This window comes from Stenotrophomonas maltophilia group sp. SKK55 (genome assembly GCF_057179845.1).
Map to the genome: position 1 here is coordinate 708,742 of NZ_JBXUHP010000018.1, position 18,030 is coordinate 726,771.

Sequence of the window (18,030 nt, forward strand, 5' to 3'; positions counted from 1 at the left end):
ATATCCATAAGGTATATCGCCACTGATAGTCAGAATGAGATCGGGCCGGGGCCTGCCGCTCCGGTATCCAGCATTACGGTGCAGCAGGCCCCGGAAGGACCAGATCCTTCCCGAGCCTTGCCGCATAGACGCTCTCGAACTGGAACGAGAGCACAAACCGGAACCCCACATCGCGGCGTAGCGCTGAAGCGGCAGATTTCCTCCCAGGCACGTTCAAACCCGCTCGCGCGGAAATGAAACGAGCCGAGCAGGCCCACCTGCCACGAGGCCTCAATCCCTTCCGCTACGACAGCTTCCGGCGCGTCGACGATGCCGAACCCGAAGCCAGTGTTGGATGCTGGAAGATATCCACGCAGACCGTCAGTACCGTCGGAGTACTCGGCCTGGATCGAATCCAGGGCGTGCAGCACGGCACCCAGATCGGCACCGGCTTCGACTTCCAGAAACAGCGAAATGCTCATTATCGAACCATCAATCTGAAGCCAACAGCTTCATGACTCGGCATGGCCGCTTTCGTCTTCGGCTTCATTTCTGTCCTGAAGAATTCCTGATTCATACGGACTACCCCTGCCCACCTCACCCATGGGAGCTCGCAACAATCCGGCTACCGCTTCAGATCAGTGTAGGTAGCACTCATATCCTTTATGCCCTCCTCGCTGTTCCCCATGGACGCTCTCACCGCGTCCAACCAGTCCTCCCACGCACCTGGATCCGTGGGGCTTCGATCCTCCTTAAGACTCCAGCCAAGTGAACCCAGCAGCCCCCCGATCTCATCGCTGGGGCCGCGGGAATAGTCGATCTGGAGGAAGTAGAACATCGCCATGTAAGCTTCCTCGATCGTCAAGAGCTGTTCTTTCACCAATAATCTCCCTGCATGCCCCATTTCCAGAGCGACTCTCGCCGGATGTCAGCGATCACAATCCAATGAGGGTATGCCGGTTGAAGAACCGCATCTTCCCCTCGATCGTGAAGTCCGTGCGCCTGATTTCACCCAGCATCATCTCGCGTTGGGCGTCGTTCAACGTGCACGGCTCCAGAACATTGGCCTCCAGCACTCGCCCCGGGGGCGCCAGTCGCAGCTCGACAATGCAGGCATTGCCCTCGATGGGGACACCTGCTGGCCACGCCGTCATTGTGATCGCACGCATTTGCTCCTGGTACGCCACCCGCTCTGCTTCCTCCATCTGCGGGTCCGGCAGATACGGCGGGTTCGCCGCCACGTGCACAGCAGACTGCGTGGGCGTTGGCTCTGATATCGAACCAACGATCAGTTTGATCAGGGTGTTCTGTGAGGCCGTTACCGCCAAGGCGATCACCAGAGCGGTGTAGCTGACACCACCAGCCTTCTGCAGCTCAAGGTGCCGCCGATGTGCCCCGCGATGCTCGGCATCAACCTTGCGGACAATCCTTCGGCAATGCGACAGGTACAGCGGATTCGCCAGAATTCCTGCAAGTACGCGAAACACCAGGAAAGAGAGCAAGGACAACCATGGCAGCCCCAGCAGCACGAAGGTGGTCATCAGCAACGGCGAAAGGATGAACCAGATCGCGCCCCACGCATGCATGCGCCGGAAGAAGAACCAGAGTGACGAGAACAGGAATGCCGGCCAGTTCCATCGCCTTGGCGCCCTGCCGCTTGCTTCGTACAGCCTCCAGTGACGGAGATAGGCGCGGAACCTGTCACCTACCACGATCGCCAGTGCTTCCTTCTCGCTCAACCCATCTGAGGTTGCATCTGTGCTCTGCACCGCTTCACCGACGGCGCTGCCGAAGGTGGGTTCAATCCTTACTTTCATTATCCTCTATCCAAACTCGCCACGAAACTAAACCTTGCTCCAGGCAGGCTCCTCTGTCACCTCAACATGAGGCCTACTGCGGCCGGCAAGAATCTCGACTTCGAATTCACAACCGAATTCAAGATCCTCTTGCATCGCCCGCCCCACCCCATTCAATCGCTATTGCCATCAGAGAAGCCGCTACCCAAACCCCTACGACCTAACCTTTCCAACCGACTCCATCCACTCAACCCAGACAGAGGAATCATTCAGGCAACTGGAATCATTTAAAGGCGACGTGAGACGCCCAATAACTTCGAACAGTGGAAGACCCTCACCGGATCGATCAAAAATCGCCTCGGGGAATACCAGCATTACTGAGAACGAATTCAGCAACGTCAAACACCCACCCGATGAATTCATTTGTGCGACACAGAATTCAGCATTAAGTGCGCCCCCAGCGGTGTTGACCTCTGCAAACGCGTCGCGCCAGTCATCCCACATTACCGGATCGTTGGGCAGGTCATCTGCCCACAAAAAAGAGCGCGCCGAAGATAATAGATCAACAAGAGCGTCCTGATTACTACCCCTATCCAAATAATTTTGCAGGAAAACGCACATCAACACATATGCAGCCTGAACAGAAATTTCTTTGAAATCTCCCATATCACCAACACTCATCCCGCCCCCTCTCTTCTGAACCGGCTCACATGCGCACTGCAAACACCATTGGCAATCAGCTGGCTGGTGGCCGTCACCGTACCTGCGGCAGCCGCCGTCGCCTGCCTGTCCATCAGCAAAGTGCTTGCATCAGCAATGCCTTCACCGCGCGCTGCGCTGGTATCGATGTTGACGCCCAGCTCAGCCGCCAACATCTGTTTGCCATCGATGGTGAGGTGTGATCGATTTGGACTGGAATGCTACGTCCAATGCTCACGGCCATCTGCGCCAATCCAAACCAAGCCCGCCGGAGCATCGATCAAGAACCAAAGGCCGAATCCATCAATATCATCTTCGCCAGGACTCTCAGGCCATGCCTTTGAGATGAACAACAATTGTTCCCGCCAGTCACCCTCCAAGGTCCTCCCGTCCGATGCGAGTTTTACTTTCCGCTCTCTCAGCAAACGCCCCATCAACTCGAAGAACGCGCCCCTCCTTCCAGAAATCCCAACATCCCCCATCTCCATCGTCATGTGCTGCCAGACGGCACCAAGAGACAACCCAAACGAAGAATTCATCACTGCAGAATAGACTTCATCCCTCATTCTAGCCTCACCCCTACTTGCCCCCATTACCTATCGACTTGTCCCGCACATCAGTCGCCCAACTCGCACCAGATTGCGCTCGCCTGATCCCCTGCGTGGAAGTTGTTCTCAAACAAGTTCCTGGCAATCCTCACATTCAACACGGTCCCCGCCAGATCCTGCCCGACAACCCACCCGCCAGCGCTCCCACCGCTTTAGAAAGCGCCAGAACCGCCTCCGTTTGGATCATCGAACAGTCCAAGCTCTCCGGGCCACGAACCCATACTTGTACGAAACAGCCGCATTCACAAACGCCTGACACGCAGGGCTCGCCGAGTTCGCTGTACAAACCGAGAGCAGCTCACAGTCCATTCGCTCCGACAGTTGCTTGGCAACGTCACGCACCATCTTTTGGCATGACGTGTCGCTGCCATACTCGTCGAGTTGCTGCTTCATTACTCGAGCTTGATCCTCAGCAAGGAAGTTATTCTCAACCGAGTTCTTGGCAATCCCCGCATTCAACGCGATCCCGGCCAAATCCTACCCTAAAGCACCCAATAAGTTTCTGGCGATGGCACAGGCACAGCGAGCTCGCCAGTAATGCGTAAGCAGACGGCTCATCAGCGATGGCAACAGCGCCAGCCACAGCGCCCGCATCAACGATGCTGCAATCATCAGCAGGGCCGCAGTCTCGATTAGCCATTTCCCAGCTCATTCCGGCACAGCATTGAGCGAACGTACTCAGCCGATCCCGGAGTTCTTTCTATATACTTGAGACATGCCATACCCAGGTATCGACTAAACTCTTCATCACTAACAATCACAACGTCCGGGTCATACTTGAGCCCATATGAAAATTCCACCCCAGAAAAGTGATCATCCACGTCGAAGCTACTATTATCTGGGAATCTACAGTCAACATCATCGGTGCCAAAACCCCAGCCCCTTGATAAACACTCGAGCATCTGAATAAACACTCCCGAAGAATAAATCCAATCAAAGTAAGCAAAAACCACCCAATCAGAATCCCTCTTATCCATCCAAGATCCAAACAACTGATCACTCATACCAACCTCACTTAGGGTGGAAATTTTTAACTACACCGGCATCATCGATGTACACAACGAAAGAGACGCCTCCCGCATTGGACTCATATATCCTCTTCCCCGCAGCAACAGCGTCCTTGTAACCCTTCACAGCAGCTTCCTGGCCGAGCACCAAAACCTTCCTATCTGACATTATAGGATGCGATCATCGGTCGCCGTGGCACCACGCAACGCGGTATCGCCCCCGGCCTTCATCGAGATGTTATTGCGCGCCTCGCATCTTCTGCAGGCGATCATTGGGATTTCGAGCCGCGTCGACGTTGATGATCGGATCGATCAACGGGGACTTCGCCCCCCACCCGTAGAACCGATCCCACTCAGCTTCACGTAGTACCCAACCCTTGTGAATCACCCTTGCCGCAATCGCCAGTGGTTGAAATCCCCTAAGAGATCAAGCCTAAGCCCTCACGGAGCGGCGATTCCCTTCCAGATCAGACAATGGAACTCCCCAAAGGGCCGCGCGCATCATCAGTGAAAAATCTAGTGTCCAGATCCTGCGCCGGCTCCATCCCTCCAAACACAGTGCGCGCTTCACTCAGCAACTTCAATTGCTGGAAATGCCGATGCAGCATAGGCATGGCCACGGCAACATTCGACCAATCCATGTCGAATGAAAAATCGAAAATTATCGTCCCGTCAACCTTAAAGACACGAATCAACAACGCTGGAATATAGACGGCAGATCCCAACCTAAAACCATTGATCATCTGGATCATGCAAGAGCTGCATGGGAAGCCGTCGACACTTCCTGCAAGCCAGTCGCCAATCGCTATCGGCTCGCCATCCAGCTCGGTCCGCGAGACGGAATCAGCCATGCGACCGATCGATTCCAGCACCGCGGACAGAACGCATCATTCATCAATAGCTCCCCCTCAGATCCCGTCAGCGACCGAATGGGTCAAGACCCTTGTCCATGTTTCGGATTCATCCTCCTTCGTCCGACGTCTCCGCCCCCAGCAGCACTTAGATCTACGGACTGAAATAACTACCATCTTCCAGCTTCCAGACAAAACCGCTAGGAACCCATCCATATCCAGGCTTGGCAACCCAGAACATGTCCGGATCCCAGTCCAACTCAGGCGGCCACGCCGCCATGAAACGCTCAATCTGCTCATTAACGGTACCACCCCAAAAACCATTCACATCTTCGAGCCTGGCCCTCCCCTCCCTCAAAACAGCACCCAACCCCCACCGGAAGAACTGCTTCCTTTCTTCAAACGAAAGACCCGGAAGATAGTCAAAACTATTCCACCAGATCACATCAACATCAAGAAGCTCCACCCTACCAATAAATTCCCTTGCATCAAGATCACCCAACCAGTTATTGATCACTTGAACTTAATCTCCACTCTTTTTGCCCTGATCCCATTCGGCGACATTATATCTATAGTCCACTTCGCACCAGTAACATTGCTCGAACTAGAACCATTTCTTAAATTTATACTCACACCATCCTTTCTGGTGAGAGTATAGACCTCAGCACTCGAACCCCTGATCATAACCGACTTAGGGAGGGGCAATGAATCAACACCACCCAATTGCATGAAATAGCTCTTTACAAGATTATCAGACGCCCCTTGAAATATTGGCGCATTAATACTATTTACGGGATCGGCGCGCATGAATTTCCCATCAATCGTTATTGTAAAATCCTTTGGCCTCAATGCAGGATCCGCAAACTTTGATATTATATCATTCATTAGATTGTTAGAATGAGCAACCGGATCACGACTTATTACCCCGCCGGAAATAAGACCCGTACCATTGATGTTGTCTGGCAGCATATTTACCGGCAACATCCCTTCAGACGCTAAATCCTTAGCCGTGTTACGCCCAGCGTTCTGACCAGAAGTCTCAACAACGTCTCGCAACGCACTTTTTCCTGCTGCTCGCGCAACAGTACTACCGCCAGCATATGCAGCAGTCGCGATGTCGACCACGGTCATAAATCGGGCATCGAATGCGTCGACACCGACCACCTCGAGGCCGGTCACGGGATTTATCCCTGTCCATGCACCCACGGTTTGCCCAAGCCCAATCAACGTATTCGCGAGAATTCGAGGACTGGTTCCGCTCCCCGGGATGAAGCGATCCATTAATGCGGAATTATCCAGTGCAGCATCTGCAAACAGATGCAAGGCACCCAGCTGAGTGGGTCTCATCCCAGGTTGCGTAAAGACTACGGACTGGATATCTTCCCCATGCCTCTGCCAATAGCGATTTTCAATCGCCGCCATCGCAGCGGGAGTGATTGCATACCCCTGTGCGACCAAGGCCTCTCTTGCCGCATTTACAAATCCGGCGTGATCGACATCGCGCTCATGGGAAAGATTCTCCAGCTTTCGTTGAACACTGCAACTCGCCTCGTCCCCATTCTTGCAACCTACTTTCGCTTCGTCGTACTGACGCCCTTCCTGCCTACTAAGCCAGTTGTTCTCAACCGAATTCTTGGCAATCCCCGCATTCAATGCGATCCCAGCCAGATCCTGCCCCGACAGCCCACCCGCCAGCGCTCCCACCGCTTGTGAAAGCGCCAGAACTGCCTCCCTTTGCTGCGGGCTGAGATTCGCGGGGTTGCCGCCGAACAAGGTGTCCGTCAGCAACTTCGCCGCCAACTCACCACCACCGGCCGCCAACGCCCCACTCCCCGCCTTGCCACCATTGGCCTCAGCCAACAGCGCGCCCAGCAGCGCGTGCGACAGCATCTGCATGGCCTCGCTAGGCACAGCACTCTGCTTGTTCGGGTCAAACGTCTTGCCGATCAGTTCAGCCGCATACGGCGCCAGCGCATTGGAACCCAGCTGACCCAGTCCCTGTCCTTCAACACCACCGACCAACGCGCTGGTCACTGCGCCGAGCGCGCGACCATAGACGCCATCAGGGGCCCACTTCTGCTGGGTCACCAGCGCATCGGGGTAGGATGCATCGAACGCGACAAGGCGCTTGAACTGCTCATCGGGAAGAAGCGCGTCGAACGCCCGTCTCTCTTCGGGACTCATCGGCTCCCGATACTTGTCCGTGATCTTTTTCGCATCCGCACTGCCAATATCCCAGGCAATCTGCTGGCTGGTGGCCATCACTGTCCCCGCCGCAGCCGCCATCGCCTGCTGGTCTGCCAGCAGCTTGCTCGCATCCGGCAATGCCTCCAGCGCACGATGCGCTCCACTGGCATCGATGTTGATGCCCAGCTCCGCCGCCGACGTCTGCTTGCCACCGATGGTGATGTTGCCCTCGGTCAAGGTGGCAAGGGTGGAGCTGCTGTCGCTGCCCTTTTCCATCATCGGCAGGCTCGGACCACCTCGCGGTGCGGCCGTTCCCGGCTTGGGCGCCCAGCCATTCATCTGCCCGCCCGCACCACCACTGATGCTGCCGGAGCTGGCTGCGTAGTCCATGTGGTTCTGCAGGTCGGTGAACGTCAGCGAGCCCGCAGTCAGTTCACTGTTGCCCGCATGGGTGCTGGCAATCGCCCCGCCCACCAGATTCACGTGGCCGGCGTCGACGTGGTAGCCGCCATTGCCGGCAAACAGGCCGCTCTGCTGGCCAACACCCTGGTAGCTGCCGCTGGCCTTGCCTGCACTGGCGTAACCGTCTGCATTCCACGCGGTGCCGAACGACACCTGCACGCGGCCACCCACCTGGCTGTTCCTGGACATGCTCTCGGCGATGTCCTGCAGCGACTCGATCGTCAGCGTGCCGCCGGTCTTGACGTCGATGCGATCAGCGGTCGCCGTGGCGCCACGCAGCGTGGTATCGCCCTCGGCCTTCATCGAGATGTTCTTGCCGGTCAGCGTGGTGTTCTGCCAGGTGCTGCTCTCGGCATTGGCCTTGCTGCTGCCAACACTGGCTTCGGCGTACACGTACACGCCGGTCTGCGCCCCAACAGAGACGCCCACGCCGACTTCGGCGCCGGCATTGCTGCTCTTGCTGCGGTCAGCCACATGCGCCTTGCCTGCTTCCAGCAGGATGTCGCCGGCCGAATCCAGGCTGAGGGTGTTGCCTGCACTTAGATTGCCCTGCACCACGTGGATGTCGCCCTGGGTGCTGGTCAGGTTGACGTTGCCGCCGCCCTGGATGGTGGAGCCACGCGACACCATGCTGCTGCCATCGGCACTGCTGTTGGCGGTCTTGAAGCCGATGCCCGCTTCAGCACGGAACAGTTCGCCACTGCCGCCACGGCCGGACAGCGCTGAGATCGCACTGGCTGCCTGGTACGCGTTGGCGCCCGCCGCCATGCCCTGCATCTTCTGCAGGCGATCATCGGACTGACGGGCCGCGTCCACGTTGTTGATCAGGTCGATCAACGGCGACTTAACCCGCGCGAACACGCCGATCTTCAGGTCCTTGTCGCTCTGCGCGTAGTGGCCGCTTTCGTCGGCGGTCAGCAGCTCGATCTCGGCGGCGGTGATGTTCACGTCCTTGGCGGCCACCACGTTGCTGGCCGTCTGCGTGTACTTGCCACCGGCGGTCAGGCTCACGCTACCGCCCAGGCTGCCGATGCTGCTGGCCACCTGTGACACCTGCGCGCTATCGTCCTGGTGCTGCTCGCGGTGCCAGCCGGAGAACTTCTCTGTATCCGATATCTGTACCGTGCCGATCGCCTTGCTGTCGGACGTATTGGCGTTGCTGACCGTATCCTGCCCGCTGCGCACCAGCAGATCGCCGGCCGCACGAATGCTGACGTCCTTCTCGGCGGCGATGTTGGCTGCGGTCAGGCGGATGTTGCCCTCGGTGGTGGCCATGCGCACGCCGCCGCCGACCGACAACTGCGTGCCGGTGATGGTGTCACTGCTGCCGCTGCCCTGGCTCTGCGCGTTGTTGGTACCGAACGGCAGGCCGCTGGTGTTGTTGGCAAAGCCCCAGCCCTTGCCGCGGCTGCTGCTGTCGCTGCGCTCGGTGTTGTGGGCCACGTCGAACACGATGTCCTGGGTGGCCAGCAGCACAGCGTTGCCCTCGGCAGACATCTGTGTGCCCTGGCTGAGGATCGAGCCGCCGTTGGCAATCAACGTGAGATCGCCGCCAGCAGCCAACTGGCTGACGCGGGCATCACTGGTCGAATGGCTCTGTTCGCTGTTGGTGCGCTGGCTGCCGGCAGTCACCACGGTCGACGTGGTGGCCGCGCGCAGGCCGGAGGCTGCGCCTTCAGCGGTGCGGGTGATCCGCCCCATCGCCGAGCCACTGTCGGCCATGCCGTCGGTGGTCGAATCGCGGGCGCTGCGGTAGGCCTTGGTCGGGTCGTAGGTCACGCCCACCGAGAAGCCGCTGGACTTGCTGGCCTGGCTGGATTGGCTGTCCGTGGTGTCCTGTCGCGCCAGCAGCGCAATGTCCTTGCCCACCAGTGTCAGGTTCTCGCCTGCGGCGACGTCCGAGGCCTCGATCGTCAGTGTGTTGCCAGCATTGATCAGCACATTGCCGTCGCGCGAGGCGATCGCCGATCCCACCTGGGTGGTGGACTGCTCGGCGTGGGTGCTGCTGTTCTTCGCGCTGCTATAGCCCACCGATGCCACGCCGTTGCCGAAGCCTCCGGTGACACCGGATTTCTTTTTGCTTTCGTTGGACTCATTGCTGTGATGGTCCTCGGCGGCGGTGATCAGCACATTGTTGCCAGCCCCCAGAATCACGTTGCCGGTGGCATCGACCACCGCACCTACCGCAGTCAGATCGCGTCCAGCCGTGATGTTGATACGCTCGCCCTGGATCGCCGTGCCGATGGCATAGCTGTCGCTGGCGTCGACGCTGCGCGTGGTGGTGGTACTGGAGAGCGTCTTCTTTTTCTTGTCGTAGCTGTCCAGGCTGTAGTCGTGCGTCTCGTTGGCCGAGAGCAGGTTGACGTCGCGGCCCGCAGCCACGCTTACCGCGCCGTCATTGCTGTCGACCAACGCGGCTGTCAGGTTCACATCCCGGCCCGCGTTCAGCAGCAAATCTTCCCCGGCCTGCAATGTACTGCCCCGCACGATCTCATCACTCTGGCTGATCTGCAGCGAGCTGCGCTTGCCCGCGTTCGCAAAATCCCGGCTCTCGCTGTCCACCAGCGCCTGGCTGTTGATGTCCCCACCGGCCTGCAATGCCAGACCGCCCGCCGCCTTGATCTGCGCGGCGGCCAGGTTGATGTCCTTGCCTGCGGCCAGCACCACATCGCCAGCGCCCTGCACCGATGTGGCAGCGTGTGTCGTCCTGCTGCTGCGCTGGTGGTTGCGTTCATCGAAGGTGGCGTCGCGGCGCTCCTCCAACGCAATCGCGCCAACATCCAGAGTGCCGCCTGCGGCCAGCTGGGTCAGGCCGTCGGCGCCGGCGTTGCGGATCTGTGCGGCCTGCAGGCTGATGTCACCACCGGCCACCACCGACAGCATGCCGTCGCCACTGGGGTTGGTCACATACAGGCCGGCAACCCGATCGATGCGGTTGGTCTCGTACTGGTAGGTGCCACCGCCCTGCTGTGTCTCCACCGTGGAGGCCACCGTGACATTGCCCGCAGCCTTGACCGACAGCGCATCGGTGGCCGTCACGGCGGCACCCACAACACGGATGTCCTTGTCCGACGACAGCCCAACGTACTGGCCGGAAATGCTGCCGCCCAGATGCTCGATGTTGCCGGCATCGATGGTCACCAGCTTGCGCCCGGCGATGTTGCCGGTGTTGACCAGGCCATTGCCCAGTTTGATATCGACATTGGCGCCGGCCAGCAGTGCACCGTTGCCGTCCAGGTCGCCCGGGCGCAGGCGCAGGTAGACCTGCGGCACCAGCGCGGTGGTGGTGCTGCCATCGGCCAGGGTGACGGTCTGCTCGACCAGCCAGACGATGTCGCTGGTCAGCTGTGCCATCTGCGCTTCGGTCAGCGCCACGCCGGGGCGAAGGCCCCATTCGCTGGCGACCGTGGCACCGGCCTCCAGCAGCGCGCGGTACTGCGCCTCGTCGCTGGCGTAGCCGTCGAGGAAGCGGCGACCGGTCAACTGGCCGATCTGCTCACGCACCAGCTTCTGCTCGTAGTAGCCGTCACCCAGCCGCTTCTGCACGGTATCGGGCGAGTAGCCCATCTGGCCCAGCAGGTGGTCCGAGCTCAGCCAGGTCTTGTGGTCGGTGAAGCGCGGATCGGTCTCGACCAGGTACTGGCCGCCGTTGGGATTGACGTTGAACAGGCTGGCGCTGGGTGCGCGCGTATCCGGCGCCCCCATTGCGATGCGGTCCGGCGATCCGCCACTGGCCGCGACCACGCGCGGCCCGGACGTGCCGGTGTTACCACTCACGCCGCCGAAGCTGCTCCCTTGCTGGGTACTGGCACCATCGGCCGCCTGTGCCAGCGCGCGTTCGGCACCGGTGCCGGTGGACTGGCCCGGCCCCTGCGCACCGCCATGGCCCGGCCCATCCGGCAGCGCCTCGGGCCCCTGCACGTTGAGGTTGGCCATGGCCGAACCGTTCTGCACGTTCGGCGCGTTTCGCCCCTGGTTGAGGTTGCTCAGGTCACCGACGTCGATGCTCAACGTGCCGTTGGCGGTAATCTGGCCCCCCAGCTGGCCGATCTTTTCGGAGATGGGCTCGGCGGTCCATTGCGTTCGGGTGCCGTCGTAGGCGATGGAGGTGTTGTTGAAGGTATGCGTGCGGAACAATTCGAGACCGACGTTACTGACACGGCTGTCGGCGCCGTGACCGACGATCTGCAGATTGCCGCCCGCAGCAATCTGCGCGTAGCGGTTGTTCAGCTCGTCCACCGACAGGCGCATGTTGCCGCCGGAACGGATCACCGCATCGGCACCGGCACCGGGCTGCAGCTGGTCCTCATGGGCCACGTGGTGGGCAACGCGCTTTTCTTCATTGAGGCCGTGTTCCTGCGTGTGCTGGCGGCGACCGACGATGGTCGCATCGGGATTGCTCAACGACGCCGGGGTGATGAACTGGATGCAGGTAGTGCTGCAGGTGCCGTAGGCGCTGGAGAACGTCAGGCGATCGTTCTGGTAGGTGAACTTCTCCTTCGACTTGAGCACGTCGAACGGATCGCCGCCCGGCACCTGGTCCGGATTGGCGGCAGTGCCCTTGCTCACGTAGTAGATCGTGACGGTGCCGTTGACCGGATCCATGCGCCAGCGCTCACCGCGCACGTCATAGCCCAATCCACCAGAGCCGAAGAAGAAGCGCGAGGTGCTCGCGGTCAAGCGAACCACCGCCTTGCCCAGGCGGGTGCCGTCCGGCGCAATGTAGGGCTCGTCCTGCAGCACGTCTTCCGGCGCGATGTAGTAGAACTCCCAGGCCTTGTAATTGCTGGTATCGCTGACCGTGCCTGCGGTGTTCTTCGAGTTCTTCTGCCACGCCGCCACCATCATGTTGACGGTAGTGTCGATGGTCTTGACCTGGGTCGGGGCGATCGCCACGTTCTCGCGGATGTTGTTGACCACCTGCGCATCAATGGACAGGTTGCCGGTCACATCGATGACCGAGCTGATGTTGTCGATCCGCCCGGCAATGCCGCTGGCGATGCGATCGGCACTCAGCGTGCCGCCGATGGCCGCATCACCGCCGCTGTAGATCAGGCCCTTGCCGGTGTTCTGCAGCTCGCGCACGCCCAGGTCCAGCCGCTCGCGTGCGGCCACGGTGCCGACGCGGGTGGCACCACCGGCCTCTTCGGCGCGGTTCTTCAGCACGCCGGTGGAGATCGCCACGCGATCACCGTAGATGCGCCCGGTGCCAAGATTGTCGATTTCGCTGGCCTCCAGGTGGGTCAGCGCGCCATCGATCAGGCCCCGGTTGGTCAGCTGGCCACGGGCATTGAGGTGGGTCGTGCCCTGGCTGGAGATCTCGCCTGACGCGGCATTGGTGATGTTCTGGGCGTTGAGGTCGAGGTTGCCACCGCGCACCACACCCTGGTTGTCGAGGTCGCCGGACAGGTTCAGCGACAGCGTACCGTTGGCGATCCATTCGCCACGATGGCGCATGCCCTGCTGCAGGGTGAGGCCGAGGTCCCGCTGCGCATGCACCTGGCCGTCTTCGCTGAGCGCACGTGCGACCAGGGTCTGGCTGCCATCGGCGCGCAGCAGGCCGCCGCTGTTGGCGACGTTGTCCGCCTGGCTGTCCAGGTTGCCGCCGGTGCTGATCACGCCGCCGGTGTTCTGCAGCTGGCCGTTGATCTGCAGCCGCGCACCGCCATCGGTGACGATCTGGCCCTGGCTGTTGTCCAGCCACTGTGCACCGAACTGCAGCTGGCCCGCCTGCAGGCCACGCGTGCCGTCGCCGCCACGGGTGTTGCGGTTGTCCACGCTGGCGGCCGTGAGGGTCAGCAGCTGGCCGGCCGCGATCGCGCCGGCGGCGTTGTCCAGGTGCCCGTCCAGGGTCAGGTCGAGGTTGCGCCCGGCCTGCACGCGACCACTGGCATTGGCCAGGCTCGCCGCCTGCAGCGACAGATTCGCGGCGCTGGCAAGTGTTCCACCGGCACTGTTGTCGACGCGGGCCAGCAGCAAGCGCGCATCGCCTTGTGCATTGACTGCGCCGCCACGGTTGTCCAGCACGCCACCATCCAGCTGCAGCTTCCCTGCCGCCAGCAATCCACCGCTGCCGGCGGTGGCGCGGTTGTCGATGTCCTGCCCGGTCGTGTTGATGGCCAGGTCGGCCGCCGACTGCACGCGGCCGCCCTGGTTGTCCATCGCGCCACTGCGAACGCTCAGCGCGCCCTTCTGCGTGCCCAGCGTGCCGGCGCGGTTGTCCAGCCGCTGGCCGCGGGTATCGATGTCCAGCTGGCCGCTCAGCAGCGTGCCGCGCTGGTTGAGCAGACCGTTGCCCTGCAACTGCAGCCGTTCGCCGGCCTGCATCGCGCCGTCGCTGTTGTCTACGCCTGCCGCCGTGGTCGCGCTCAGGTCCTTGCCAGCGACCAGGGTGCCGTGGCGGTTGTCGAGACTGCCGGCGCCCAGGGTCAACGTGCCGGTGCTGGACAGCAGGCCCTGATCGCCATTGTCGAGGCGACCGTCAACGCCCAGCACCAGCGCGCTGCCGCCCGCATGCACTGTGCCGCCCTGGTTACCAAGGCTGGCCGCGGTGACCGTGCCGGCACCGCCGAGCAGGATGCGGCCCTTCTGGTTGTCCAGCGCCTGGCCGATCGCCAGCGTGGAGTGACCCGCGCCTGCACCCTGCAGCGTGCCCTGTGCATTGATCAGCTGCTGCGCGGTGACAGCCAGCGCGCCATTGCTGGCCAGCGATCCACCGCGATTGTCCAGCACACCCTGTACGCGCAGGCGCAGCGCGTCTTCACCGGTTGCGGTGAGCGTGCCACCGGCGGTGGTCAGGGTATCGGCGGTGATGTCGACGCGGCGCGCCGAGGTGGTTGCCGCGGTCAGATCGAGGTTGGCGCCGTCCAGCGCGAAGCTGCCATTGCTGAGCACGCTGCCGCCGTTGCCCAGCAGGGTCTTCGCCGAGACCTGCAGCTGGCCGCTCCCCGCGTGCTGGATCCTGCCTGCACGGTTGTCCAGCGCCTGTGCCAGCAGGGCCAGGTCGCCATTGCTGGCCAGCGTGCCACCGGCATTGCCCAGCGTCGTGGCCTTGATGCGACTGGCGCCTTCGCCGCTGGCGATGATGCGGCCACCGGCGTTGTCGAGCGTAGTGGCCTCAAGGTCGAGGCGATCGGCGCCCAGCGTCGCGTCACGATGATCCACGTCGCCAGCACGCAGGGTCAGCGTGGCCGAGGAGACCAGCGTGCCCTTGCTGCCGTCCAGGCGGCCGGTAGTGATGTCCAGGCCCTGGTTGCCGGCCTGGCGGATGCTGCCGCCACTGTTGTCCAGCCGTGCGGAAGTGACCGTCAGGCGATTGGCATTGCTGGCGATCGTGCCTTCGTGGTTGTCCAGCGCAGCGACGATCTGCAGCGTGCTGTCAGCCGTTCCGGCACCGCTGAGCGTGCCCTTGCGGTTGATCAGTTCACCGGCCTGTACATCCAGCGCGCCGTTGCCGGCGATCGTACCGCCACTGTTGTCCACGCGCTGCGCCACGTGCAGCCGCAGCGCGTCGCTGCCGGTCGCGCTGAGGTTGCCGCCGGCATTGTCCAGGTGCTGCGCATCGATGGCGATGCGCTCGGCCTGGGTAATGCTGCCGGCCCCCAGCTGCAGTTGGCCGCCCTCAAGCATCAGCGACGACTGGCTGAGGATGCGGCCCGCCGCGCCCTGCAGGCTGTCGGCGTGGATCTGCAAGATGCCGCTGCCGGCGTGTTCGATCGCGCCGCCGCGGTTGTCCAGGCGCGCTGCCTGCAGCTGCACATCACCGGTACCGGCCAATCGGCCACCGTTGCTGTTGTCCAGCAGCTCGCGGGCCAGCACCTGCAGCGCACCACTGCCTGCGGCCAGCACCTTGCCGCCCTGGTTGACCAGGCTGCCAACCTGCAGCTGCACCTGGCCATTGCCGGAGATGCCGCCGCCGCTGTTATCCAGCGTGTCGCGCACCGTCAGCGCCACGCCCTGCGTACCGGCCGACTGCAGCGTGCCCTTCTGGTTGTCGATGCGACCGGCGTCGATGCGCAGGCCTCCGTTGCCGACGATCTTGCCGCCCTGGTTGTCGAGCGCATCGCGCACGTCCAGCGCCAGCGCCGAGACACCCTGCGAAACGATCTGGCCCTGGCGGTTGCGCAGTGCCCCGGCGTGGATCTGCACACTCTGCGCCGATGTCGTACCGCCACTCACGTCCAGCTCGCCGCCGGACAGCACCAGCGCGCCGTTGCTGAGCAGGCGCCCTTCGCTGCCACGCAACGTATCGGCCTGCACGCTCAGGGTGCCGGTGCCAGCCTGCTGAACCAGGCCGTTGCTGTTGTCCAGCGTGGTCGCGACCAGTGCCAGATCGCCGTTGCCGGCCAACGTGCCGCGGGCACTGTTGTCCAGCGTCGTGGCCTTCACCGAACTGGCCCCGCTACCCAGCGACAGCAGGCTGCCGCCCCGGTTGTCCAGCGTCGCGGCCAGGATCTCGAACCCGGCCGCACTGAGCGAACCGTTGCGCAGATCGGCGTTGCCGGCCGACCATTGCAGGCGGCCCAGGGTACTGAGTCGCCCACCGCTGCCGGCCCAGTCGCCCGTAACCAACGCGAGACCATCGCCACCGGCATGTTCGATACGGCCACCGGCATTGCCGACCTGGCCTGCTTGCAGCGCCAACTGCGCGGCGTTGGTGGCCAGCAGACCACCGTCGTTGTTGAACAGGCCCTGCACCGTCCACGACGATGCCGCTTTGCCGGCGTGGCGCAGTTCACCCCCGCGGTTGTCGAGCGACTGCGCATCCAGCCACAGGTCGCCGGCCACGCTCAGCGCACCCTTCTGGTTCGACAACAGGCCCACCTGCAACGCGGCATCGCCATGCACCTGCAGCATGCCGCCGTCATTGCGCAGCTCCCCCCCGGCCTGCAGCGCGCTCACGCCCAGGCGACCGCCGCTGTTGTCGAGACCGTTGCGTGCGGCCAGTGACACCGTGCCGCCGTTGCTGATGCTGCCGCCGTCGTTGTCCAGCGTACCGGCGATGGCGATCAGGCCCTCGGCCAGGGGCAGCTCCGGCGACGTCGGCGTGCCCGCCGAGCCGCCATTGCCGCCTCCGGTTCCCGGCGTTCCCGGCGTGCCGGTTCCGGGTGTTCCACCGCCATTGCCGGGCGACGTGCCGCTGCCAACGCTGCTCCCGTTACCACCTGACGCTACGGCATCCAGTGCACCCAACAGGCCATTGCTACGGTTGCTGGCTGCGTCGGCCTTGAGCGCCAGCGCTTGCGCGCCGGTCTGTTCAATGGCGCCGCCATGGTTGCGCAACCCGTGCGCCTCCACCTGCAGGCGCTGTGCATTGAGCGTGCCGCCGCTGTTGTCCAGCGTGCCACCGGCGGTGATCGCAACTTCGCGCGTGGCCGCGATGGTGCCGCCATTGGCAAGATCGCCACTGGCCTGCACGCGCACGTTCTGCCGCGACTGCAGGGCGCCGGTGTTTTCCAGCCGGCCATCCACCGTCACCACCAGCTCGCCGGCCTGTGCGCCAATGCTGCCGGCATTGCGCACGCCCACGCCGTGCTCGTTGCCGACCAGCCAGATCTTGTTGGCGAACATGCCGCCCAGCGCGCCAACGTCCAGCGCGAAGGCCGGTGCCTCGCCGCTGGCCGCGGTCGCGCTGGCCTGGCTGTGGTCGGCACTGACCACGTTGTTGCCCAGCGTCGCCTGCAGCTGGTTGGCCCAGATGCCGGCGTTGACCTGCAACGAACGGGTGATCAGGTCGGTGTAGTCGGCACGGCTGGTGTCCAGGCCCTGACCATCGATCTGGATCGCGCCCCCTGTGACGCGATATCCCTCAAGTGCGCCTGCACCCGTGAACATCGGCGTGCCGGTGGTCAGGGTCACCCGGCTGGCATTGAGGAACCCACCGCCGTTGACCTGGATCCCGGCCGGGTTGGCAATGATCACTTCGGCGCGCTGCCCGGCCACTTCCACATAGCCGTTGAGCCGGCTGGCCGGACCATTCACTTCATTGAGGATCACCCGTGCACTGCCGGTGGCGAGCCACGGGTTGCCCTGTACCCAGCCGCCCAGCTGCGTCTGCACCTGGCCGCGGGCGTTGTTCAGGATGACGCCATCGCGGCCCACGTCGAACTGCGAATAGCGGTTGCGCGACACACCCGCCGCCGACGGCGTGGTGATGTTCACCATCGGCACGCCATTGGGGGCCGTCACCATCGTCGGCCGTTCACGGCCCGGCGCATTGGGGTCGGAAATGATGCGCGCATCGGACTGCGCCAGCGCAGGGGGTACCAAGCTGACCCAGCCCAGTGAGCACATCAGTGCGAAGCCCAGGAGCGACAGCGCGGCGCTCTGCCGGCCCGGCACATGGCCGACCAGGCCACCGCCCCCCTTCACCAGCTCCGACGCCACCTGCCAGACGCGCAGCGCGCGGTTGAAAACCAGACGATAGATAGTGTTCATGTCA

Annotated in this window: 10 protein-coding genes; 1 reads left to right on the forward strand and 9 read right to left on the reverse strand. The window is 62.4% G+C overall.

What is annotated here, in order from left to right:
- Positions 1–29 precede the first annotated feature (29 nt).
- From AC2A1N_RS12335 to AC2A1N_RS12350, 4 genes are all read right to left on the reverse strand, one after another.
- Positions 30–461 (reverse strand): hypothetical protein, encoded by a 432-nt coding sequence (locus AC2A1N_RS12335; RefSeq protein WP_484372380.1) that lies wholly within the window; start codon positions 459–461, stop codon positions 30–32.
- A gap of 143 nt (positions 462–604) precedes the next feature.
- Complete coding sequence (locus AC2A1N_RS12340) at positions 605–859, reverse strand: hypothetical protein (RefSeq protein WP_138952904.1); 255 nt, start codon at positions 857–859, stop codon at positions 605–607.
- Between the two features lie 55 nt (positions 860–914).
- Positions 915–1,796, reverse strand: a complete 882-nt coding sequence (locus tag AC2A1N_RS12345; protein WP_065196528.1) for a DUF2628 domain-containing protein — start codon at positions 1,794–1,796, stop codon at positions 915–917.
- A gap of 192 nt (positions 1,797–1,988) precedes the next feature.
- Entirely contained in the window at positions 1,989–2,456 is a 468-nt protein-coding gene (locus tag AC2A1N_RS12350) for a hypothetical protein (protein ID WP_484372382.1), read from the reverse strand.
- 29 nt (positions 2,457–2,485) lie between these two features.
- Here AC2A1N_RS12350 and AC2A1N_RS12355 point away from each other — a divergent pair, with 29 nt between their 5' ends.
- Positions 2,486–2,677 (forward strand): hypothetical protein, encoded by a 192-nt coding sequence (locus tag AC2A1N_RS12355; protein ID WP_065196529.1) that lies wholly within the window; start codon positions 2,486–2,488, stop codon positions 2,675–2,677.
- An 18-nt stretch (positions 2,678–2,695) separates the two neighbouring features.
- On the opposite strand, the gene AC2A1N_RS12360 is transcribed toward AC2A1N_RS12355, so the two are convergent.
- From AC2A1N_RS12360 to AC2A1N_RS12380, 5 genes are all read right to left on the reverse strand, one after another.
- Entirely contained in the window at positions 2,696–3,040 is a 345-nt protein-coding gene (locus tag AC2A1N_RS12360; RefSeq protein WP_242890033.1) for a DUF596 domain-containing protein, read from the reverse strand.
- Positions 3,041–3,714: 674 nt separating this feature from the next.
- Positions 3,715–4,086, reverse strand: a complete 372-nt coding sequence (cdiI, locus tag AC2A1N_RS12365) for a ribonuclease toxin immunity protein CdiI (RefSeq protein ID WP_141239355.1) — start codon at positions 4,084–4,086, stop codon at positions 3,715–3,717.
- Positions 4,087–4,556: 470 nt separating this feature from the next.
- Positions 4,557–4,940: a hypothetical protein gene (locus AC2A1N_RS12370; RefSeq protein WP_134967848.1), complete on the reverse strand. Its 384-nt coding sequence runs from the start codon at positions 4,938–4,940 to the stop codon at positions 4,557–4,559.
- A 154-nt stretch (positions 4,941–5,094) separates the two neighbouring features.
- Positions 5,095–5,457, reverse strand: a complete 363-nt coding sequence (locus AC2A1N_RS12375; RefSeq protein ID WP_134967847.1) for a hypothetical protein — start codon at positions 5,455–5,457, stop codon at positions 5,095–5,097.
- The gene (locus AC2A1N_RS12380) at positions 5,454–18,026 is read right to left on the reverse strand and encodes a hemagglutinin repeat-containing protein (RefSeq protein WP_484372385.1); all 12,573 of its coding nucleotides are present in this window, start codon (positions 18,024–18,026) and stop codon (positions 5,454–5,456) included. Before AC2A1N_RS12380 ends, AC2A1N_RS12375 begins: the two co-directional genes overlap by 4 nt.
- Positions 18,027–18,030 lie beyond the last annotated feature (4 nt).

What these genes read in the sequence shown, in the direction of transcription:
- AC2A1N_RS12335 (WP_484372380.1), bottom strand. Translation starts at nt 461, where the DNA reads ATGAGCATTTCGCTGTTTCTGGAAGTCGAAGCCGGTGCCGATCTGGGT.
- AC2A1N_RS12345 (WP_065196528.1), bottom strand. Translation starts at nt 1,796, where the DNA reads ATGAAAGTAAGGATTGAACCCACCTTCGGCAGCGCCGTCGGTGAAGCG.
- AC2A1N_RS12355 (WP_065196529.1), top strand. Translation starts at nt 2,486, where the DNA reads ATGCGCACTGCAAACACCATTGGCAATCAGCTGGCTGGTGGCCGTCAC.
- AC2A1N_RS12350 (WP_484372382.1), bottom strand. Translation starts at nt 2,456, where the DNA reads ATGAGTGTTGGTGATATGGGAGATTTCAAAGAAATTTCTGTTCAGGCT.
- cdiI (WP_141239355.1), bottom strand. Translation starts at nt 4,086, where the DNA reads ATGAGTGATCAGTTGTTTGGATCTTGGATGGATAAGAGGGATTCTGAT.
- AC2A1N_RS12360 (WP_242890033.1), bottom strand. Translation starts at nt 3,040, where the DNA reads ATGAGGGATGAAGTCTATTCTGCAGTGATGAATTCTTCGTTTGGGTTG.
- AC2A1N_RS12370 (WP_134967848.1), bottom strand. Translation starts at nt 4,940, where the DNA reads ATGGCTGATTCCGTCTCGCGGACCGAGCTGGATGGCGAGCCGATAGCG.
- AC2A1N_RS12380 (WP_484372385.1), bottom strand. Translation starts at nt 18,026, where the DNA reads ATGAACACTATCTATCGTCTGGTTTTCAACCGCGCGCTGCGCGTCTGG.